The sequence below is a fragment of the Cohnella caldifontis genome (assembly GCF_029360585.1).
Taxonomy (GTDB): Bacteria; Bacillota; Bacilli; order Paenibacillales; family Paenibacillaceae; genus Cohnella; species Cohnella caldifontis.
The window spans coordinates 220,059-241,460 of record NZ_JAQZSJ010000005.1; the positions used below are offsets into that span (position 1 = coordinate 220,059).

The 21,402-nt window shown below is 59.6% G+C and carries 20 protein-coding genes; 15 read left to right on the plus strand and 5 right to left on the minus strand.

Annotated elements, in window-relative coordinates; all coding sequences use genetic code 11:
• The first annotated feature begins 23 nt into the window (after positions 1-23).
• The 3 genes from polA (at position 24) to PTZ19_RS10530 (ending at position 4,379) form a co-directional block, all read left to right on the plus strand.
• Positions 24-2,702 (plus strand): DNA polymerase I, encoded by a 2,679-nt coding sequence (gene polA / locus PTZ19_RS10520; RefSeq protein WP_276354258.1) that lies wholly within the window; start codon positions 24-26, stop codon positions 2,700-2,702.
• A gap of 7 nt (positions 2,703-2,709) precedes the next feature.
• Entirely contained in the window at positions 2,710-3,687 is a 978-nt protein-coding gene (locus PTZ19_RS10525; protein ID WP_276354259.1) for a helix-turn-helix transcriptional regulator, read from the plus strand.
• Positions 3,688-3,752: 65 nt separating this feature from the next.
• Positions 3,753-4,379 (plus strand): GyrI-like domain-containing protein, encoded by a 627-nt coding sequence (locus PTZ19_RS10530; protein WP_276354260.1) that lies wholly within the window; start codon positions 3,753-3,755, stop codon positions 4,377-4,379.
• Between the two features lie 78 nt (positions 4,380-4,457).
• Here the strand turns inward: PTZ19_RS10530 and PTZ19_RS10535 are convergent, their stop codons facing one another.
• The 3 genes from PTZ19_RS10535 to PTZ19_RS10545 form a co-directional block, all read right to left on the minus strand.
• Positions 4,458-5,612: a class I SAM-dependent methyltransferase gene (locus PTZ19_RS10535; protein WP_276354262.1), complete on the minus strand. Its 1,155-nt coding sequence runs from the start codon at positions 5,610-5,612 to the stop codon at positions 4,458-4,460.
• Between the two features lie 222 nt (positions 5,613-5,834).
• Positions 5,835-6,749: an alpha/beta hydrolase gene (locus tag PTZ19_RS10540; RefSeq protein ID WP_276354263.1), complete on the minus strand. Its 915-nt coding sequence runs from the start codon at positions 6,747-6,749 to the stop codon at positions 5,835-5,837.
• Between the two features lie 62 nt (positions 6,750-6,811).
• The gene (locus tag PTZ19_RS10545; protein WP_276354265.1) at positions 6,812-7,219 is read right to left on the minus strand and encodes a MerR family transcriptional regulator; all 408 of its coding nucleotides are present in this window, start codon (positions 7,217-7,219) and stop codon (positions 6,812-6,814) included.
• A 1,266-nt stretch (positions 7,220-8,485) separates the two neighbouring features.
• Between PTZ19_RS10545 and PTZ19_RS10550 the strand changes: the two genes are divergently transcribed.
• The 6 genes from PTZ19_RS10550 to PTZ19_RS10575 all read left to right on the plus strand — a co-directional run bounded on the left by PTZ19_RS10550 (position 8,486) and on the right by PTZ19_RS10575 (position 13,243).
• A complete protein-coding gene (locus PTZ19_RS10550; protein WP_276354327.1) occupies positions 8,486-9,199 on the plus strand; it encodes a transcriptional regulator in 714 nt (237 codons plus the stop codon).
• A 300-nt stretch (positions 9,200-9,499) separates the two neighbouring features.
• Positions 9,500-10,255: a hypothetical protein gene (locus PTZ19_RS10555; protein WP_276354268.1), complete on the plus strand. Its 756-nt coding sequence runs from the start codon at positions 9,500-9,502 to the stop codon at positions 10,253-10,255.
• 48 nt (positions 10,256-10,303) lie between these two features.
• Positions 10,304-11,278 carry a DNA-formamidopyrimidine glycosylase gene (gene mutM, locus PTZ19_RS10560; RefSeq protein ID WP_276354270.1) on the plus strand — a complete coding sequence of 325 codons (975 nt, stop codon included), beginning with the start codon at positions 10,304-10,306 and terminating at the stop codon, positions 11,276-11,278.
• A gap of 63 nt (positions 11,279-11,341) precedes the next feature.
• The gene (gene ytaF / locus PTZ19_RS10565) at positions 11,342-12,055 is read left to right on the plus strand and encodes a sporulation membrane protein YtaF (protein ID WP_276354271.1); all 714 of its coding nucleotides are present in this window, start codon (positions 11,342-11,344) and stop codon (positions 12,053-12,055) included.
• Between the two features lie 13 nt (positions 12,056-12,068).
• Positions 12,069-12,665, plus strand: coding sequence for a dephospho-CoA kinase (coaE, locus tag PTZ19_RS10570; RefSeq protein ID WP_276354272.1), 597 nt, complete (start codon positions 12,069-12,071; stop codon positions 12,663-12,665).
• On the plus strand, positions 12,662-13,243 hold the full coding sequence (locus tag PTZ19_RS10575; protein ID WP_276354274.1) for a lytic transglycosylase domain-containing protein: 582 nt from the start codon (positions 12,662-12,664) through the stop codon (positions 13,241-13,243). Before coaE ends, PTZ19_RS10575 begins: the two co-directional genes overlap by 4 nt.
• Positions 13,244-13,316: 73 nt before the next feature.
• Here the strand turns inward: PTZ19_RS10575 and PTZ19_RS10580 are convergent, their stop codons facing one another.
• On the minus strand, positions 13,317-13,550 hold the full coding sequence (locus PTZ19_RS10580; protein WP_276354275.1) for an alpha/beta-type small acid-soluble spore protein: 234 nt from the start codon (positions 13,548-13,550) through the stop codon (positions 13,317-13,319).
• 121 nt (positions 13,551-13,671) lie between these two features.
• Here PTZ19_RS10580 and nrdR point away from each other — a divergent pair, with 121 nt between their 5' ends.
• Positions 13,672-14,133 (plus strand): transcriptional regulator NrdR, encoded by a 462-nt coding sequence (nrdR, locus tag PTZ19_RS10585; RefSeq protein WP_276354276.1) that lies wholly within the window; start codon positions 13,672-13,674, stop codon positions 14,131-14,133.
• Positions 14,134-14,218: 85 nt separating this feature from the next.
• Positions 14,219-15,235, plus strand: coding sequence for a GTP 3',8-cyclase MoaA (gene moaA, locus PTZ19_RS10590; RefSeq protein ID WP_276354277.1), 1,017 nt, complete (start codon positions 14,219-14,221; stop codon positions 15,233-15,235).
• A gap of 9 nt (positions 15,236-15,244) precedes the next feature.
• On the opposite strand, the gene PTZ19_RS10595 is transcribed toward moaA, so the two are convergent.
• Positions 15,245-16,237 (minus strand): LacI family DNA-binding transcriptional regulator, encoded by a 993-nt coding sequence (locus PTZ19_RS10595; protein WP_276354279.1) that lies wholly within the window; start codon positions 16,235-16,237, stop codon positions 15,245-15,247.
• A 109-nt stretch (positions 16,238-16,346) separates the two neighbouring features.
• Here PTZ19_RS10595 and PTZ19_RS10600 point away from each other — a divergent pair, with 109 nt between their 5' ends.
• From PTZ19_RS10600 to PTZ19_RS10615, 4 genes are all read left to right on the plus strand, one after another.
• Positions 16,347-17,873 carry a gluconokinase gene (locus PTZ19_RS10600; RefSeq protein ID WP_276354280.1) on the plus strand — a complete coding sequence of 509 codons (1,527 nt, stop codon included), beginning with the start codon at positions 16,347-16,349 and terminating at the stop codon, positions 17,871-17,873.
• Between the two features lie 38 nt (positions 17,874-17,911).
• Entirely contained in the window at positions 17,912-18,886 is a 975-nt protein-coding gene (locus PTZ19_RS10605; protein ID WP_276354282.1) for a 2-hydroxyacid dehydrogenase, read from the plus strand.
• Between the two features lie 251 nt (positions 18,887-19,137).
• Complete coding sequence (locus PTZ19_RS10610) at positions 19,138-20,517, plus strand: nucleotide sugar dehydrogenase (protein WP_276354283.1); 1,380 nt, start codon at positions 19,138-19,140, stop codon at positions 20,515-20,517.
• Positions 20,420-21,397 (plus strand): NAD-dependent epimerase/dehydratase family protein, encoded by a 978-nt coding sequence (locus PTZ19_RS10615; RefSeq protein ID WP_276354285.1) that lies wholly within the window; start codon positions 20,420-20,422, stop codon positions 21,395-21,397. Before PTZ19_RS10610 ends, PTZ19_RS10615 begins: the two co-directional genes overlap by 98 nt.
• Positions 21,398-21,402: the final 5 nt, after the last annotated feature.

Consider the following 21,402-nt stretch of genomic DNA (forward strand, 5'->3'; position numbering starts at 1 on the left):
GATTCGGCGAGGTGGAGGCGTTCATGGGCAAAGGTACGGACAAGCTGATGCTGATCGACGGGAACAGCATCACGTATCGGGCGTTTTTCGCGATCCCGCCGCTGACGAACAGCAGCGGACTTCAGACGAACGCGATTTTCGGATTCACGACGATGCTCCTCAAAGTGCTGGAAGAGGAGAAGCCGACGCATATCGTCGTCGCCTTCGACGCGGGCAAAGTCACGTTCCGCCACGAAGGTTACGCGGAATACAAGGGCGGGCGCGAGAAAACGCCGCCCGAGCTGTCGCAGCAATTTCCCGTGCTCAAGGAATTGATCAAGTCGTTCTCCATCCCGCAGTACGAGCTGGCGGGCTACGAGGCCGACGACATCATCGGAACGTTATCCCGCCTGGCGGAGGAGCAGGACCGCCAGGTCGTCGTCGTTTCCGGGGATAAGGACTTGCTGCAGCTCGCCTCCGACAACGTGACCGTGCTCCTGACCCGCAAGGGGGTCAGCGAGGTGGAGAGATACACGCCGGCCGACGTGGACGCCCGTTATGGGCTGAAGCCTTTGCAGATCATCGACCTGAAAGGGTTGATGGGAGACCCCAGCGACAACATCCCCGGCGTGCCGGGGGTCGGGGAGAAGACCGCGCTGAAGCTGCTGCACGAATACGGCTCCGTGGAGAACGTGCTGGACAACCTCGGGAACTTGAAAGGCAAGCTGAAGGAAAATATCGAAAGCAACGTCGATAACGCCAGAATGAGCAAAAAGCTGGCGACGATCTACCGCGAGGTGCCGCTGGACAAAACCGTCGACGACGCGAAGTGGGACGGCTACGATCCCGCGGAGCTCGCGGCTTCCTTGCGGAAGCTGGAGTTCAAGTCGCTGTTGGACCGACTGGATCTCGGCGGCGCGGACGGCGCTTCCGCGGGTGAGCGGACGAAGGCGGCCGAATACGAGGTCGTCGTCGTTGGGGACGAAGCGGACGGATGGGAGCGGCTGACCGCAGCCCTCCCGCAGGCGGAGGCCCTGCTGGTCGAGGCCGCGGGAGACAACCCGCATCTGGCCGAGGGCATCGGCCTTGCGATCGCCGCGGGTTCCGCCTGTTACGTGCTGGCGTTCCCGCAGCTGAAATCGGATCGGGCGGAGCCGCTTCGGGCTTGGCTTGCGGACGCCGCCGCGCCCAAGACCGGGTATGATCTGCACCGTGCGGAGCTCGTGCTGGGGCATGCCGGGTATCCGCTGAGCGGACAGGCGTTCGACGTGCAGCTCGCGGCCTATTTGCTCGACCCGACCGAAGCGGATCCTTCGCTCGCCGGCTTGCTGCAGCGCCACGGCTTGCCGTCCGTTCCTTCGGATGAGGCCGTGTACGGCAAAGGCGCCAAGTTCAAAGTGCCGCCGGAGGAAGAGCTGGCCGCCCATCTGGCCGCGAAAGCCGACGCCGTCCGCCGGCTGGATCCGGTGCTGCGGGACGAGCTGGAGAAGCTCGGCATGCATAAGCTTTATTTCGAGCTGGAGCATCCGTTGTCCCGCGTGCTGGCGCAGATGGAGCTGCAGGGCATCAAGTGCGAAGGCGCAGCTTTGCAGGAGCTCGGCAAGGAATTCCAGCGGCGTATCGAGGAAATCGTAGCCGAAATTTACAAGCTGGCGGGCACCGAGTTCAACATCGGATCTCCGAAGCAGCTGGGGGAAATCCTGTTCGACAAGCTCGGCCTGCCGGTCATCAAAAAGAACAAAACCGGCTACTCGACGGACGCCGAGGTGTTAGAGAAGCTGGAGCCGTATCACGAGATCGTCCGGCTGATCCTGCATTACCGGCAGCTGGCGAAGCTGCAGTCGACGTACATCGAAGGACTGACGAAGGAAATCCGCGAGGACACCGGCGGCAAAATCCATACCTTTTACCGCCAGACGATCGCGGCTACGGGACGGCTGTCCAGCCAGTATCCGAACCTGCAGAACATCCCGATCCGGCTGGAAGAAGGACGCCAGATCCGCAAGGCGTTCGTGCCGTCGAAGCCGGGCTGGCGCATCCTGGCGGCGGACTACTCGCAGATCGAGCTGCGCGTGCTCGCGCATATTTCCGGCGACGAACGGCTGAAAGAAGCGTTCCTCCAGGAGATGGACATCCATACGAAAACCGCGATGGACGTATTCGGCGTCCCGAAGGAGCAGGTCGACGCGAACATGCGCCGCTCCGCCAAAGCGGTCAACTTCGGCATCGTGTACGGGATCAGCGATTACGGGCTGTCGCAGAACCTGAACATCACGCGCAAGGAAGCCGCCGCGTTTATCGAACAATATTTCAGCGTGTTCCGGGGCGTCCGTCGGTACATGGACGAAATCGTGGAGCAAGCGCGCCGGGACGGCTACGTCACGACGCTGCTGGAGCGCCGCCGCTACCTGCCGGACATCCGGGCGTCGAATTTCAACCTCCGATCCTTCGCCGAGCGCACGGCCATGAACACCCCGATCCAGGGGACCGCCGCCGACATCATCAAGCTGGCCATGATCCGCATGGACGAAGCGCTGCACGACCGCGGCATGAAGAGCCGGATGCTGCTGCAGGTACACGACGAATTGGTGTTCGAGGTGCCGGAAGAAGAATTCGAGACGATGAAGGCGCTCGTCCCCCAGGTAATGGAAACGGCAATCCGGCTGGACGTTCCGCTGAAGGCCGACGTCAGTTTCGGCTCCAACTGGTACGAAGCGAAGTAACGTCATCATGCCGAGATTGGATAACGTCCTGTCCGTCCTGTGGCTATTGAATACGGGCGCCAAAATGACGGCGGAACAAATGGCCGACAAGCTGGAAATCAGCGTTCGGACGGTCTACCGTTATATCGACGCGCTTTGCGCCAGCGGCGCTCCCATCGTATCCGAACCCGGACACGGCGGAGGCTTCCGGCTGCTTCCTTCCTTCGACGACGGCGTCCCGTTGTTTTTCGACCGGACGGAGCTGAAAGCGATGTTCCACAGCCTCTTGTGGACCCGGCAGGCGGATTATCCCTATGCCGATTCGCTGCAATCCGCGCTGCGGAAGATCGATCACCGGCTGCAGGAAGCCGAGCGGGAAGAATTGAAACGCCAGACGAGCGCGATCGACGCGATTCCGCATATGTCCCGTTCCTCCGTGGGCCCGGTGCTGAAACGGCTGGAACAAGCCGTGACGGAACGCCAAACGGTATCCATCCGGTATGCGAAGTCCGAACGCGGCGAAACGTCGGAACGTCTCGTGAATCCATACGGTCTCTTATTCCGGTTGAACGCGTGGTACTTGGCCGCCTATTGCCATTTGCGCCAAGCGGAACGGATATTCCGGGTGGATCGGGTCCGCGAGGCCGAATTCACGGGCGAGACGTTTGAAAGACCCGAACGTTATTCGGTACGGGAAGCCTATCTCCGGAGCGTACCCGAGCCGGAAACGGAGGGTGCTCCGGTCACCGTCATCCTTCGCAGCGGCAACGAGTCCATCCTGGATCAAATTTGCAATCAATGGTTCCTTCGGAAATATGTCGCCGAACGCGCCGACCGGGAAGCCCGATTTTCCCTACCGCAGGAAACGATGATGAAGTACATGCCGTATCTTCTCTTGTCGTTCGGTCAAGGGGTCAGGGTCGTCGAACCGGCGTCCTTGCGCAAAGCCCTGTCGGAACTCGCCCGTGATCTTGCGGCATTTTATGAATCTGCCGAACTTCCCTGACAGGCTTGTTGTCAGGGAAGTCTTTTTATAATGGAGGTGAAATCGGAGAAAAAAGGAGAATGAAGATGAAACTCGATATGGCGAAAACGGACAAAGCTTATTATTCGGCTACGGATGAACCTGCGCTCGCGGAATTCCCGGAACTTCCTTATTTGACGATCGAAGATCGGGGATCGCCGGACGGCGACGTATTCGCGAATGCCGTAGAGGCGCTGTACAGCGTGGCATACGGAGTGAAGGGGCTTTGCAAGAAGGTGGATCGCGACTTTACTGTATCGAAGCTCGAGGGGTTTTGGTGGTGGGCGGACGCCGGGAAGCAAGTTCACGAGGTTCCGCGCGAGGAGTGGTGCTGGAAGCTGCTGATCCGCATGCCCGATTTCGTGGACGGAAAGCTGGCGGAAACGGCGCGAACCCTCGCGGCTGAGAAGAAGAAGGACTTGGAACCGATCGCCCGCGTGGCGTTCGAGAGAATCCGGGAAGGCGTCTGCGTTCAAGTGCTGCATACGGGACCCTACCGCACGGAGCCGGAAACCATGGAGAAAGCCCATGCGTTCATGGAGCGGCATGGATACGCGCACAACGGGCTTGAACAGGGGATTTTCCACCATGAGATTTACTTGTCCGACCCTCGGAGAACGAAAGAATCCGCCAGGAAGACGATCCTCCGTTTCCCGGTCAAGCCGATCGGTTAAGTTGTAAGTGTTTTGAGTAGCAAGGAAAAAATGCCAAAAGACAGGAGGAGCTTCCGGTCTTTTGGCACTCCCCCAAGGTTATGCGATTTTTTCGATCCATAAACTGCCCTTATAATTCCCCAGTCCCTGCGGTGTGCCGTTATCAAATAGTTCCGGGAGTCGAATTGACAAATAATCCGGCCATAATTTGATCTTATAACAAGCGTTGTTCTGCAAAAACGCGCGTAGGAGATAAGCTTCGTTCCAATACGTATAATCCTGAATCCAACTGATCGGATATTCAAACGGATATAAGACATCGTGGATGTGTACGACTACCCCTTTTTGAAGCCGCGGCAAAATTTCGAAGATGAAGTGGTTGACGTCGCTTCCGATTTTGGAAATATGGGAAGTATCAAAGGAAAGGATTTCGTGCTCAGACAATTCTTCGAATAGGTGTAACGGAACTTCCTGAACGATGGAAGGAATCAGTTTGTAATCATTTGTAAGTTTAATCAGGCTCAAGAAGCGATCCGGATAAGGCTCGATGAAGGTACAGTCGATCGAGCCGCCAAAATGTTTCTCGGTGGTATCCAGAATCGCAGCAGATGAATAGCCGCAGCCGACTTCGACGATTTTCCCTGGTTTCAGATGCCGGATCATGGAATGCATAACGTTGGCGTCCCAAAACTGAAAAAAATGATTGTCATAATAGTACCTATGATCTTCGGATTTTTGAGCGGGGAATGGGGTTTGATTCCAGTACGTTTTGAGAGCGGTAAATAACTCGACTTGTTCGTTTTCGTAAAGCGGAATTCCCAGGGGAGGTTCACTCTGAAAAATTTGGCTTTTCCTCGAGAGAATGTCGGGTAATGATGGAATGGGCGAATGGAAATGACCGGGAACGAATTTTCCGACGAGGGGTCGAAGGATATTGAGCCCGTTAAAGTAATGAACGTTTTCGCAAAATCCCATGTCCGTTAGTTGACGGTTTATTTCGGTATAGAACTCGCTGGCTACGATGATGGCGATGTGATCAGGGTTTTCGGCGAGCAGTGTGTCCGGAGAATAACAGCGGAAGTCGTCGAATACCGTTTGATCCCATCGACTCGAATTGTTATCTACAAAGTAGCTGATTCCCAGTGGAAAAACGAAATTTAAAATATCTTTTCCCGAGGAGCCCGTTCCCCAGATGATACGCTTTTTATCCTCAAGTTTCTTGAAGGTTTCTTTCAAATCCGCTAGTTCCACCATGGAATGTGTTTTCTCCTTGTAGAATGGATTGGTTGCCGTCCGTTTTACTATAGATGGAACTTTTCGGGAGTGTCAATTCGTGGCACATAATTAATCGTTCGCTAAAATGATTCCATGATTCAAACAACCTTAAACGCCACGGACAACGGATAGAAGCACCCGATAACGGACAGGCATCCGGCGGCCGCCGGGAAGGCGGATTGGCGGATGCCTGTCTTTTCCTTATGGCGCCAGCCTCGACTGGACGAACCCTCCGATATTCGCGATCGCTTGACGCGCTTCCGGAAGCAGGCCGCCAAGAAATTGAAAGACGCTCCACATGCCCTCCCAAACTTCCAGTTCGACCGGGACGCCCGCGGCCCGCGCCCGATCCGCCAACCGCTCGGCGTCGCTCAGCAGCACCTCGTGGCCGCCGACCTGGATCAACAAGCCGGGCAACGCCTCCAAATTCATCCGAAGCGGCGATAGCAGCGGGACTTCTTCCCGATGGGCGCCCAAGTAATCGTCCAATATTCTCCGGCTGGCTTCCAGGCTGCCCGTCGGATCGGTCTCCGCCCGGGTTCGATACGATTCGCCGTCCAGGTGGACGAGATCGGCATGGGGGGAGAGGAGGAACGCGCCAGAAGGAAGCGGCTCCCCGTGATCCCGCAAGGCGAGCATAGTCATCAGCGCGAGGCTTCCCCCGACCGAATCTCCCCCGAACACGATATCCCGGGGCGCGTAGCCGTGCGCCAAGAGCCACCGATAGGCGAGCAGGCAGTCCTCGTTGGCGGCGGGATACGGAAATTCGGGAGCGAGGCGGTATTCGGGGATCAGCATTTTCGCTCCGCCGGCGAGCGCGATTCTGGAGCCGAGATCCCGGTAAAACGCGCAGGTGCCCGAGACGAAGCCTCCGCCATGGAAATACAGAATCGCCCGGCGCTCCATGTTCGCGTTCAGATCGGCGGGCCGAATCCATTCGCCGTACAGACTGCCGATCGTTTCGGCTTGGATGCTAACGCCCGGATGCGCAGGCATGGTTATGGCCGTCTCGGCCATTTCCAGCCTGATTCGTTCCACCGGCTTGCCGGCATATCCGCCCGATTGCCGCAGGTGAAGTTTGATCGCCGCCAACTTTTCGGGACTCGTCTTTTCCATGAGGGGTACCTCCCGCAGGTTTTACCGCCATCTTACAACCTGTAGTAAGGTACAAGGTCAAGCTACGAGTCCATGCGGAGCATGCGGAGCGTCGCCTTGACCTCCGGATGCCGTTCCTCAGCCTGCAAATCCTGCTTGAGCCGAGTCAGTCTGTTCAGCGTTTCTTCCTTTTTGGCGATTTCCCCGCGGATTTTATCCGATTTCTTCTCGATCGCCGCGAGAAAATCGTCTAAGGTGATCTGTCCGCTGCCGGAGCTGGTCAACGCCTTCTTGATTTCCTTCAGCGTGAATCCGCAGGATTTCGCGTTATGGATGAAGGCCAGCCGGTTCAATATTTCCTCCGAATAAAGCCGGTACCCGGACTCCGAACGGTCCGGGGGCGGAAGGAGTCCTTCTTCCTCGTAATATCGCAGCGTCTCGACATTCACGTTCGCCATTCTGGCGATCTGCCCGCGCAAATAACCCGCCATGGACACCCCTCCACCCGATTCCCTGATGCCATTTTAGCAGATTTTTCAAATCGCTTGAGGGCATATATGGAAGCGGTCGGCAGCAGGGGGACGAAACGTTACCGGATTCGGAGCAGGATTCGCTGGACAGCTTCGGGAGGGCGAAACGTTAACGGATTCGGAGCAGGATTCGCCGGACAGCTTCGGGAGGGCGAAACGTAAACGGATTCGGAGCAGGATTCGCCGGACAGCTTCGGGAGGGCGAGACGTTAACGGATTCGGAGCAGGATTCGCCGGACAGCTTCGGGAGGGCGAGACGTAAACGGATTCGGAGCAGGATTCGCCGGACAGCTTCGGGAGGGCGAAACGTTAACGGATTCGGAGCAGGATTCGCCGGACAGCTTCGGGAGGGCGAGACGTAAACGGATTCGGAGCAGGATTCGCCGGACAGCTTCGGGAGGGCGAAACGTTAACGGATTCGGAGCAGGATTCGCCGGACAGCTTCGGGAGGGCGAGACGTAAACGGATTCGGAGCAGGATTCGCCGGACAGCTTCGGGAGGGCGAAACGTTAACGGATTCGGAGCAGGATTCGCCGGACAGCTTCGGGAGGGCGAGACGTAAACGGATTCGGAGCAGGATTCGCCGGACAGCTTCGGGAGGGCGAAACGTTAACGGATTCGGAGCAGGATTCGCCGGACAGCTTCGGGAGGGCGAGACGTAAACGGATTCGGAGCAGGATTCGCCGGACAGCTTCGGGAGGGCGAAACGTTAACGGATTCGGAGTACGGTTCAGCCCCGGAAATGCCCGCGTTCGCTCCGTTCAAGGACTTCGGCGCTTATCCGCCCCGTTCAACCGTCGATCCCCGACCCCGATCCCGATCCGGCTTGGGCGTTTCCGGTCATGATGTGCAGCGAGGTTCGTTGTCATGAAGAACCAGCGGATGACGCTAACGGACGCAGCGGCCGTTATTGGAGTGGATTGGGCGATGATTTCGATGTAACGGACACCGAGGCTCTTATTTCCGGAAATTCGGAGCCTACCAACGTGAAATGAAGCGAATAAAGGCCGGTGTGTCCGTTAGAAACCATCGCACGGCATTGTTGGCGTAATAGCGTCTCTGGTGTCCGTTAAACTGAAGCGGATCTTGCCAAAAGAGTGGCAAAGGATTACGATGAAAGCAACATATTTCGGCGTGAAGCACATGCCGCTTACGTGCGCGATCCGGTTCGAATCGGGGTCCAGCATGGAAGCGGCTGTTTTCATTTTCCGGGTGGAGGGTGCGAAGATGGGCGCGTTCGAAAGTCTCTATGAGGATTGGCTGCGCAAGCAGATCGAGCAGGACAATAATCCGCGCAGGAGGGAGTTGCTGAGGAAAGGGCTCGGCCACGCAACGGTGGAATACCTCCGTACTTGTTGGCATCCGACGATCGGGAACCTGGACCACCTATATCCCGAGTGGGAGGTGCGGGATTTCAGCGGCCGTCTGCGGTATCTCGACATTGCCTATCTTCCGGGCGGAGTCCTTTACCTTCCAAGCGGAGCCGCCTATCATCCGGCTGAAGGCAAGGGCTGCGTCGAAATTCAAGGCTTCCGGTCGCACGCGAGAGATATCGAGGCGGCTCGCTTCAAAGATTTATGCATGAAACAAGCGATGCTGGCTTTGGACGATTGGCTCTTTCTTCCGGTCGCTTACCTTTCCATCGTGGAGGATCCGGAATTATGCAGACAACAGGTGCTCTCTTTTGTCGGGAAATTTCATTCCACGACCGTACCGTCGGGTTTGGGTTGGGCGGAGGCGGAAACGCTGAGGTTCGCGCGGCGTTTGCTCCGTCCCTTTACGCCCGGGGAATTGGCCCTTCATCTGCGGATTTCCGATCGGCACACCAGAAGGGTGCTGCATGAACTGGTGGAACGCAGCGCTCTGGTTGTGGCCGGCGGAAAACAGAGATATCGAATCTACCAAATCGCGTGGGGAAGCCGAACGTATAGGTCGCGGTAGCGTAATTGGAGGGGGTAGGGGGTCAATGTCGAGATCCTTCGACATGACATCTGGTCCGAATCTGATCTAACGGACATGGCGGCCGTTAATGGAGGTCGAAGGCTTGCTTTCCCGATCTAACGGACAGCAGCGCGCTTATTTGGGGAATATTGAGCCTCTCCAACACGAAAAGTAGCGAATAAAGGCCGGTGTGTCCGTTAGAATCCGTCGAGCAGCATTTTTGGTGTAATAGCGTCTCTGGTGTCCGTTAGAACAAGAAGCGGCCACGAGAAGATTGAACTGTACAGCGTGTTGTGGCCAATGGCGTCACTGTTGTCCGTTAGAACAAGAAGCGGCCACGAGAAGATTGAACTGTACAGCGTGTTGTGGTCAATGGCGACTCTGGTGTCTGTTAGAAAGGAGCGGCACGAGAAGATAAAACTGTACAGCGTGTTGTGGTCAATGGCGTCTCTGGTGTCCGTTAGAACAAGAAGCGGCCACGAGAAGATTGAACTGTACAGCGTGGTGTGGTCAATGGCGACTCTGGTGTCTGTTAGAAAGGAGCGGCACGAGAAGATAAAACTGTCCAGCGTGTTGTGGTCAATGGCGTCTCTGGTGTCCGTTAGAACAAGAAGCGGCCACGAGAAGATTGAACTGTACAGCGTGTTGAGGCCAATGGCGTCACTGTTGTCCGTTAGAACAAGAAGCGGCCACGAGAAGATTGAACTGTACAGCGTGTTGTGGCCAATGGCGTCACTGTTGTCCGTTAGAACAAGAAGCGGCCACGAGAAGATTGAACTGTACAGCGTGTTGCGGTCAATGGCGACTCTGGTGTCTGTTAGAAAGGAGCGGCACGAGAAGATTAAACTGTACAGCGTATTGTGGTCAATGGCGTCTCCGGTGTCCGTTAGAACAAGGAGCGGCCACGAGAAGATTGAACTGTACAGCGTATTGCGGCCAATAGCTTCCTGGGTGTCCGTCAGAACAAGGAGCGACAAGAAAAAATGCAACTTCGCCGAGGATGGGAGCGGTTGGCAGGCGATCCGGGGAGGACAGCCGATGCTCGTTCCGCTATAATGGAACCATTCGCGAAATCTCGCAATCCAATCGAAGAAGGTGATCGGGATGCCAGAATTGCCGGAGGTGGAGACGGTGCGCCGCACGCTCCAGACGCTGATCGCGGGAAAGACGATCCGCCGCGTTACGGCGACCCTCCCCCGCATTTTGCAAAAACCGGACGATCCCGACGTTTTCGCGGCGATGCTGGAGGGACGCACGTTCCAAGCGGTCGAGCGGCGAGGGAAGTTTCTGCGCCTGCTGCTGGACGGGCTGACGCTCGTTTCCCATTTGCGCATGGAGGGCCGGTACGGCTTATACCGGAATGATGAGCCGGTGGAGCCGCATACGCATGTCATTTTCCATTTTACGGACGGCACGGCCCTGCGGTACAAGGACGTACGGCAGTTCGGCACGATGCACCTGTTCGCCCCGGGGGAAGAATGGCGGTCGCCCCCGCTGAATAAACTGGGAATAGAACCGCTGTCGGACGAGTTCACGCCGGAAGCGTTGGTCCGCGCGCTCGGACGGCGGACGACCAAGATCAAACCCCTGCTGCTGAACCAGGAAATCATCGTAGGTTTGGGAAACATCTACGTGGACGAAGCCCTTCATACGGCCGGCATTCATCCCGAACGAACCGCGGATTCATTGAACGATAAGGAAAAAACGCGGCTGCACCGCGCCATCGTCGAGACGCTGGAAGCGGCCGTGGAAGCCGGCGGCTCCTCCGTGAAGTCCTACGTCAACGGACAGGGCGAAATGGGCATGTTCCAGCATCGGCTGAAAGCCTATGGCCGTACCGGGGAACCTTGCGAGACGTGCGGAACGCCGATCGAGAAATCGGTCGTCGGCGGACGCGGCACGCATGTATGCCCGAACTGCCAGCCGGGACCGTCGGCTTCCCGCCGTCCGGCCCGGCAACGCCGCGCGGACGGGGCCGTTTCCGGAGCGAAGCAAACGGCCTCAAACGCCGTGAAACGGCGGTTGGACGGCAAGGCCGCGCGTCCATCGGCCGCAACGCGCTCTCCGAAGTCGCGATAAAACGGGGCATCCGCCCGACTCCCTGCATAGGATGGTTCAGAACATCATCCGGGGGGAGAAGGCATGCTGGCATCGTTTGCTTCGCTGATCCTGTTGTCGTTCGCCGTCAGTCTCGACGGCTTCGGGGTCGGCATGACTTACGGCATACGCAAAATCCGGATCCCTGCGAAGTCGGTGGCCATCATCGCGTGCTGCTCCGGCTTGGTGATCCTGCTGTCCATGGTGGCCGGGCGGCTGCTGACGCGGTGGATGCCGCCGGCAGGCGCTTCCGCGGCGGGCGCCGTGATCCTGATCGCGATCGGCATCTGGGCGCTCGTGCAGTTTCTTCGCGGAGACGACGCGGACGAGAGACCGGACGCCTCCGCCCGCGGCCTCAGCCCGGAAGCGGCATCGGCCGCCGAGTCCCGCCGGCGCGGGCCGGAAGGGTCGGCCAGCCGGGAAGTCTGGTCGCTGGAAATCCGCCAGTGGGGCATCATCGTCCAGATCTTGAGAACCCCGTCCGCCGCCGATATGGACCGCTCCGGCACGATCACCGCGGGCGAAGCGTTCCTGCTCGGCACCGCCCTCTCGCTGGACGCTTTCGGAGCGGGGATCGGGGCGGCCATGATCGGATATCCCGCGCTGCTGACCGCCGCGGTAATCGCGGCCGCCAGCGGTTCCTTCCTCTGGCTCGGCACGCGGGTAGGCTTCCGGGTGGCCGGTTGGAGATGGGTGCGGCAGCTGACGCTGCTGCCCGGGATCATCCTGATCGCGATCGGTTTGCTTAAATTGTTGTAGAAGGATGAGGACCATGAATATCGGACTGACCGGGGGGATCGCTGCCGGCAAAAGCACCGTGGCGGATCTCCTCGTGCGGAAGGGAGCCCTGCTCGTCGACCTCGACCGGATTGCCCGGGAAATCGTCGAGCCGGGCCAGCCCGCTTTGGAACGGATCGCCGAGCGCTTCGGACAAGCCGTCCTGCAAGCGGACGGAACGCTGGACCGCAAGAAGCTGGGGGCGATGGTCTTCGCCGATCCGGACAAGCGCAAGGCGCTCGAACAGATCACGCATCCCGCGATCCGGGCCGTGATGAAAGAACGGATGGAGGCGAACCGCCTCGCCGCGCCCGACCGTCTGACCGTCGTCGACGTTCCTCTTTTGTACGAATCCGGCCTGGCCTCCTATTTCGAGAAAGTGCTGGTCGTTTACGTGCCGCGCCGCACGCAGCTGGAACGCCTGATCGCCCGGGACAAGCTCTCTCCGGAGGAAGCCGAGATACGGCTGAACGCCCAAATGGATATCGAAGAGAAGAAGAAGCGGGCCGACTACGTGATCGACAACGGCGGAAGCTTGGAGGAGACGGAGCGGCAGGTAGACGCGTTTTGGCGGGAAATGGGGCTCGCATGAGCGCGAAGAAGAAACCGAAGGGGAAGCGAAAGCGCTGGTTTCTGTTGGTATTGGTCGCGGTTCTCGCCGGCTTGTTCATCCGGTCCGATTGGATCGGCCGGTTGATCTATCCGATTTCCCACGCGGAATCCATCAAGCTGTACGCCGGCCAATACGGGCAGGATCCGCTGCTGATCGCGGCGATTATCCGGGTGGAATCCAATTTTAAGGAAGACGCCGTCTCGCGCAAGGGAGCGGTCGGCATCATGCAAATCATGCCGGATACGGCCGAATGGATTTTGAAGCAGGAGAAGTTCGGGGATTTGACGATCGAAAAAGCCGGAAGCCGGGCGGACGCCGGAATCCGGCTCGGCACTTGGTACGTCAGCGAGCTCAGCCGCCAATTCGAAGGCAACCTGCCGGTCGTGCTCGCCGCTTACAACGCCGGTCCCACCCGGGTGAGACAATGGCTGAACGACCGGGTATGGGACGGCAAAGAACAAACCGTGCGCGACATTCCGTACGGAGAAACTAGACATTACGTCCAGCGTGTGTTGTATTATTATAAGAAGTATTCCGAGCTTTACGAGCATCTTTGACGGAAACGTAAAAAGGAAGCCCTGAAGCGGTTGCCGCTTCAAAGCTCCCCATTTATTTCATTCCGATTGCGGATTAACGGCCGGCGCCGCCGAATTGGCCCGCGAGCTGCTGCTCGGCGATTTGGACCAACTGACGGGTGATGTTACCCCCGATGCGGCCTGCGTCTTTCGTCAGGATGTCACCATGGTAGCCGTCTTGCGAAAGAGCGATGCCAAGAGACTGAGCAACCTCGAATTTCAATTGATCCAACGCTTGGTTCGCTTGGGGAACCACGAGTTGATTGCTATTGCGATTGCGGCTGGACATGTTGTTCACCTCCTTGCGGTTGGTAATCGTATTGTGTCCGTTTGCGAGGTTTTCATGACAGGGAAGGCTTGGAAAACCAAATATTTTTCGAGCCCCCGTGCCGAAAGGAGCTTCACCCGCCATGAAATGCCCTTATTGCGACTATAACGGAACCAAAGTGCTGGATTCCCGGCCGGCCAACGACAACAAGTCGATCCGCCGACGGAGGGAATGCGAGAAGTGCAGCCGCCGTTTCACCACGTTCGAGACGGTGGAGGAAACGCCTTTGGTCGTCGTCAAAAAGGACGGCAGCCGGGAAGAATTCAGCCGGGACAAAATTTTGCGAGGTCTGCTTCGCGCATGCGAGAAAAGACCGGTATCCGTCGAGCAATTGGAAGTCATCGTGTCCGAGGTGGAGCGCGAGGTGCGGAACACCGCCGTGGCCGAGGTGGAAAGCGGCGTGATCGGAGAGCTCGTCATGCAGATGCTGTATCCGGTCGACGAGGTGGCGTACGTGCGCTTTGCATCCGTGTACCGGCAGTTCCGGGACATCAACATGTTCCTGAAGGAATTGAACGGCCTGATGAACAAGCACGGCATGTAACGCTCCGACCGGTAGCTTATGCGGCGCCGGGGGGTTCTATTCGAGGTTGGCGAAGGGATTTTGAAGCGGTAAAGGGGGCGGCAAAATGGCGACGGAACAGGAGATGCGCGACCGATTCGGCCGTCCCCTGAAGGATTTGCGGGTATCGGTGACGGACCGGTGCAATTTCCGCTGCGGCTATTGCATGCCGGAGGAAATTTTCGGTCCGGATTATCCTTTTATGGAAAAAAGCCGCATTTTGACGTTCGCGGAAATCGTCCGGCTGGTCCGTCTGTTTACGGCGCTCGGCGTCGACAAGGTTCGGATTACCGGAGGAGAACCGCTGCTGCGCCCCAAACTGCCGGAGTTGATCGCGGACCTGCGGACCAACGAGGCGGTGCGGGACATCGCCCTGACCACGAACGGTTCCTTGCTGGCCAGACAGGCGCGGGATCTTAAATCCGCGGGGCTGGACCGGGTGACCGTCAGTCTGGACAGCTTGGACGACGAACGGTTCGGCCGGATGAACGGGAGAGGATTCCCCGTCACGTCCGTGCTGGAAGGAATCGAGAAGGCGATCCGCGCGGGGCTGGGCGTGAAAATCAACATGGTCGTCCAACGGGGCGTCAACGACCAGGACATTTTGCCCATGGCACGGTATTTCAAAGAGAAAAAACTCGAATTGCGTTTCATCGAGTTCATGGACGTCGGCAACACGAACGGCTGGCGAATGGATTCCGTCGTGCCGAGCCGGGAAATCATCGCGCGGCTCGCGGAGGAGCTGCCGCTCGTTCCGTCCGAGAAGCTTCGGTTCGGCGAAGTCGCCGAAGCGTACCATTACGTGGACGACGGAACGAAAGTCGGCTTTATATCGTCCGTTACCCAGGCATTCTGCTCGACCTGCACGCGTTCCCGGCTGTCGGCGGACGGCAAGCTGTACACCTGCTTGTTCTCGGGAAACGGTACGGATTTGAGGGAGCCGATGCGCGGAGGAGCAAGCGATGAAGAACTGCTGGACAAGATTCGGGACGTATGGCGGAACCGGGAAGACCGCTATTCCGAAATCCGGGGAGCGAATACGGCTTCCGTCCGGAAAATCGAAATGTCCCAAATCGGCGGCTGACCGCCGGTTTTATTCCATGGGCGGAGCCGTGGATCGGCGGACGACCAGTCCGGGCTCGAGGAATACGGTTTTCATCGCATCCGGTTTTTGGATCAGTTCGAACAGCGTTTCGATGATCGCCGATGCGATATCGCCTACGGAAGCGCCGACGGCGGTCATGGGGACGTCCAACGTCTCCATTTCGGGCAGGTTGTCGTAGCTGACGACGGACAAATCCCGCGGAACCGCGATTCCCCGGTCCCGAGCCGCCCGGAGCACGCCGCGGGCCAAGTCGATCGCGCCCGTAATGACGGCCGTCGGGGGCGTCTTCCGGCTCAGAAATTCGAGGGCGGCCCAATACCCGTCCTGGAACGCGAGCCCGTCAACGCGCAAGACGGACGATTCTTCAAGCGGGAATCCCCTGTGCCGCATTTCCTCGCGAAAAGCTTCGATTTTCACGGCCTGCATCGGATCTTCCGCGTCCGGATCCCCGACATACGCGATGTTACGATGGCCCAGGCCGGCCAAATGGTTGACGGCCAAACGAATCGCTTGTCCCCGGTTCACGTCCACCGTCGAATAGGGCGCCGTGCCCGCCGCTCCGTACACCAGCAGCGGAGTGCGGGACAAGCCGGCCTCTTCCATCCCCGCGGCGTCCATGCTGCGATCCCCGAACATGAGCACCGCATCCGCCCGGAGCCTGCGGAACGTCAACACGGCGGCTTCGACTTCGCTCATCGATATGAGCGCCCGGTATCCCGCCTGTTCCAGTTCCGCGTGAAGTCCCGTGATCAGGGAAGATAACGCCTCCCGCCGTACCGACGGCCAAACGATGCCGACGACGCCCGTACGTCTCGATACGAGACTGCGAGCCGCTAAATTGGGTACATACCCCATTTCCTTGGCGATGGCCAGCACGCGTTCTTTGGTTGACTGCCGCACGAGAGGGCTGTCCAGCAGCGCCTTGGACACCGTGGAGAAACTGACGCCCGCCCGGAGCGCGATATCTTTGATCGTAACCAAGGATCTTCCTTCCCTTCTTCGCGTGGCTGCTCATAAGGAGTTCTAGACAGTTCTAGCATAATCGAATACGATGAACCCAACAACGCATCATTTGCCAGGAGGTGTCCTCATGAATGGGGAAAAGAAAGCGATCCTAGCCGTCGACATCGGCACGACCAGCACGAAAACGCTGGCGGTCGACCTCTCGGGACGCATTCTCTCCCGCCGTTCCATTTCCTATCCGCTTCATACGCCCCGGCCCGGTTACGCCGAACAGGATCCGGACGTCATCCGCGAAGCGGTGCTGGACGGCATCGCCGGCACGGTTCGGGAAGCGCGGCTTGCGCCCGGGGACGTCCTGTGCGTATCGTTCAGCTCGGCTAACCATAGCTTGATTCCGATGGACGGGCATGGGAATCCGCTGATGTCCATGATCACCTGGGCCGACCTCAGAAGCGTTGCCCAGGCGGAAAGGCTGAAACAATCGGGCGCGGGACTGGCCAATTACCTGCGAACGGGCACGCCGATCCATCCGATGTCCCCGCTGTCCAAGCTGATCTGGCTGCGCGAGGAGCGCCCGGACCTATTCGCCGCGTCCCGTTTTTTCATCGGCATCAAGGAATTCGTTCTCCATCGGTTGTTCGGGGAATACGTCACCGACTTCTCGATGGCGGGCGGGACCGGGCTGTTCTCCGTGGATTCGCTGACATGGGACCCACAGGCGCTGGAGCTGGCCGGCGCGCGCGAGGATCAGCTCCCCCGTCTCGCTCCGACAACGGAGATCCTCTCCGGCCTGCGGCGGGAAACGGCCGACCGGCTGGGCTTATCCGTGAATACTCCCTTCGTGCTGGGCGCGCAAGACGGCGTCCTGGCCAACCTGGGGATCGGAGCCGTCGAGGACGGCGTCTGGGCGGTGACGATCGGGACGAGCAGCGCCGTTCGCGGAGCCGTACCGAAGCCGTTCCTGGAGCCGGAAGGCCGATTGTTCTGCTACGCCCTTACCCGGGACTTGTGGATCGCCGGCGGCCCGTCCAACAACGGCGCGATCGTGGCGCAATGGATTACGGAACGGCTGTTTCCCGGCCGGGCGCTTGAGGACGTGCTTCCGCTGGCGGAAGACGTGCCCGCGGGCGCGGACGGCTTGCTGTTCCTGCCGTTGCTCTCGGGGGAACGCGCCCCGTTCTGGGACGCCCGTGCCAAAGGCGTTCTCTTCGGGCTCACGTTGTCGCATAAGGAGACGCATATGCTGAGGGCCGCAATGGAGGGCGTGCTGTTCCAGATCGCCGCCATCGCCGGCCTCATGGAACGTTCCGGAGGGAAAGCCCGGGAAATCCGGGCATCCGGGGGGTTTGCCCGCTCGGCCTTGTGGTGCCGGATGCTGGCGGACATGCTCGGGGTTCCGGTCCGCGTGCCGGAATCCGTGGAGAGCTCCGGGCTGGGCGCCGCGCAGCTCGGTTTGTATGCCATGAATGGGGAGCAGGGTCCGCTGTGGAGATGGCGGGATGCGGGAGGAGCGGTCTACGAGCCCGATCCGGCTCCTTCGGCGGTCTACCGGGACATGCTGCCGTTCTACTTGGATTTATACGAGCGCTTGAAGGAACCGATGAGTACAGCGGACCGGCTGAGGTCTTCGGCTGCTCTCAGGAATCATGCTTAATTGGCGAACGATCTGAACTCGAAAATGGGGGATACCGAATGAGGCCATACCGAATCGTATTGACAAGACCTCCGATGCCCGCCGCGCGGGAGAAGCTCGAACCGTATGCCGAGATGAAAGTCTGGGAAGGACCCGGCGCCATCCCGCGCGGGCTTTTGCTCGAATGGCTGCAGGATGCCGACGGCTTGTTCAGCTTGGGGGACGTGCGGGTGGACGAGGAGCTCCTCTCCGCCGCGCCGCGCCTTAAAGCGATCAGCCAGTCGTCCGTCGGCTACGATAACGTTGACGTGGAAGCCTGCACCCGCCGGGGCATTCCGTTCGGCAATACGCCGGGCGTGCTGGTCGAGACGACGGCGGATCTGGCGTTCGGCCTGCTGCTGACCGCCGCCCGCCGAATCCACGAAGGCTGGGAGTGGGTGCGCTCGGGACAATGGCGGGAGGACGCTTCCTTTCCCTTCGGCGTCGATCTGTACGGGAAGACGCTCGGCATCGTCGGCATGGGAGACATCGGCTCGGCGGTCGCGCGAAGGGCGCTGGCGTCGGGCATGCGGGTCATCTACCATAACCGGGCGCGCCGGTCCGACGAGGAAGCGCTCCGCACGGCATACGCCGATTTCGGCGAGCTGCTGGCCGCGGCCGATTTCATCGTCGTGCTCGTGCCGTTGTCCGCTGCCACCCAAGGCATGTTCGGACCGGCGGAATTCGCCCGGATGAAGCCGACCGCTTATTTCGTGAACGCATCGCGGGGCAAGATCGTCCAGACCGAAGCGCTCTGCGATGCCTTGCGGGAAGGGCGGATCGCCTACGCCGCGCTGGACGTGACGGATCCCGAACCGCTGCCCGCCGGCCACCCGCTGCTTACGCTTCCGAACGTGCTCATTACCCCGCACATCGGCAGCGCGACGCGGGAAACCCGTACCCGCATGGCCGAGCTGGCCGCGGACAACCTCATCGCCGGTCTGCACGGCAGGCGGCTGCCCGCCTGCGTCAACCCTCAGGTTTTCGGATCTTGATCGGATACCGGACCCCTAAACCGCATCGCACCTCCGCACCTCCTGAGCGACGGGGATAACGCCCATAGTCAGGAGAAGGTACCAGCGAGCCGGACGGACTCCCCGTCTTCGGCTCGTTTTCCGTTTTCCGGGGCCATCGACCCAAAATCCGTTCCCAGATTGCCATCCCGTACGCGAACGCCGTTCCCGGCAGGCCTGTCATACATACAATAGGACCGATAGACCAGGGCTTTTACAAGGAAGGGATGTATGTGAGCAACGTACAGCCGTACCCGTATGACGTCGGGGTGGTCGGCATCGGCAGGGTCGGGCTTCCGCTCGCGCTCAGCTTGGCCGCATCCGGCTTGAAAGTCGTCGGGTTCGACGTCAACCCGGACACCGTCGCCGCCGTGAACCGGAAAACGATGCCGTTCATCGAAAAAGGCTGCGACGAGCTGATCCGCCGGGTCGAGTTCGAAGCGACCACGGACGGGGATCGGATCTCCGAGGCGGAGAACCTCATCATCACCGTCGGCACGCCGCTGCGCCATCACGTGGAAGCGGATCTGAGCCAGCTGGACGTCGTGGTGGAGCAGCTGTCCCGCGTGCTTACGCCGGGCCAGAACGTGATCCTGCGCAGTACCGTGGCGCCGGGCACGACGGAATTCGTCCGCCGCAGGCTGGAAGCCGCGACGGGCTGGAAGGTGGGCAAGGACATCTTCCTCAGCTTCTGCCCGGAACGGATCGCGGAGGGTAAGGCGATCGAGGAATTGACCACCCTGCCGCAGATCGTCGGCGCCCAGGACGAAGGCAGCTTCCGTCGCGCGGCTTCGGTGTTCGAACGCCTCGCCCCCGAGATTTTCCGCACGGATTACGTATCCGCGGAGCTCGTGAAGCTGTTCAACAACGTTTCCCGCTACGTCTACTTCGCCGTCGCGAACCAGCTGGCCGTCACGGCCGAGCAATTCGGCGCCTCGATTTACGACGTTCTGGAGATGGCCAACCGCGGATATCCCCGCAAAATCCACGGCCTTCCCGGGTTTACGGCCGGCACCTGCCTGCGCAAAGACTTCGGCATGCTGAACGAAGCGAACCCCTACTCGGACCTGTTTTTGAACGCTTGGAAAATCAACGAGTCGATGCCCAAATTCCTGGTGGACCGGATGAAGGCGCGCGTCTCCCTCCACGGCGCACGCATCGCCATTCTCGGCTACACGTTCAAGCAGGACACCGACGATACGCGCGACAGCTTGGTTCCTAAGCTGTACCGGTACTTGAAGCGCGAGGTTCCCGCCGAAATCCGCATCCATGAGCCGTTCCTGCCCCGGATCGTGGAGGACCGATGGAACGATCTCCGGTTCGAGAACCGCACGATGGAAGATGCGGTGGCCGGCGCCGACGCCGTGTTCGTGGCTGCCAACCACCTCGCGTTCCGCGACGGCTTCGCGGAAATTGCCGCGACGCTCAAGGAAGGAGCCTGGATCTCGGATCTTTGGAACGTAAGCGGTACGGGCCGGATGTTTTACCAAAAAGCGAAAAAGGAGCGGGAGACGGGTGAAGAGCATCCTGGTGACGGGAGGGAGCGGGTTTATCGGCTCTTTCCTAGTGAAACGGCTGGTGGACAACGGATGCCGGGTGCGGGTGCTGGATAACCATTCGCGCGGAAGCGCCCGGAAGCTTGGGGATTATGCCGATCGCGTGGAGTTTTTCGAAGGCGACGTCTGCCGGTACGAGGATGTCCGGGAGGCGGCGGCCGGCGTGGATACCTTGTTCCACTTGGCGTACATCAACGGCACCCGGTATTTTTACGAGATGCCCGAGAAGGTGCTGGAGGTTGCGGTCAAAGGAGCCTCGAACACGTTGGATGCCGTGCGCGAGCACGGGATCCCCCGTTATATCTTGGCATCCTCCTCAGAGGTATACCAGCAGCCGACCCGAATCCCGACGCCGGAGACGGAGCGCGCCATCGTGCCCGACCTGCTCAATCCGCGCTATTCCTACGGCGGAGGCAAGCTGATCAGCGAACTGATGACGATCCATTATGCCCGGAAATACGGATTTTCCGCGAGCATCTTCCGGCCGCACAACGTCTACGGACCCGACATGGGCCGGGAGCATGTCATCCCCGAGCTGTTCCTGAAGATGAAGGACGCAAGCCAAGGGTTCCGCGCGGCAGAAGCGACGGTTTCGATCCAGGGGTCCGGCCGCGATCGGAGGGCGTTCTGCTACATCGAAGATTTCATCGACGGCGTCATGCTGTGCGCCGAGAAGGGGGAGGCCGGGCAAATCTATCACGTCGGCAACGACCGGGAAGAGGTGGACATCCTGGACCTGGTCCATCGGATGGCGGGCGTTCTCGGAATCCGGGCGGACATCGTCCACGAACCGCAGCCGGCCGGAGGGACGACGAGAAGATGCCCGGACATTTCCAAGCTGAGAAGCTTGGGCTTCGAACCCCGGATTTCGCTGGACGAAGGACTGCGGCGTACGTTGGCGTGGTACAAGGCCGAGTTCGCCTTACAGACGGGGTGAGGCAC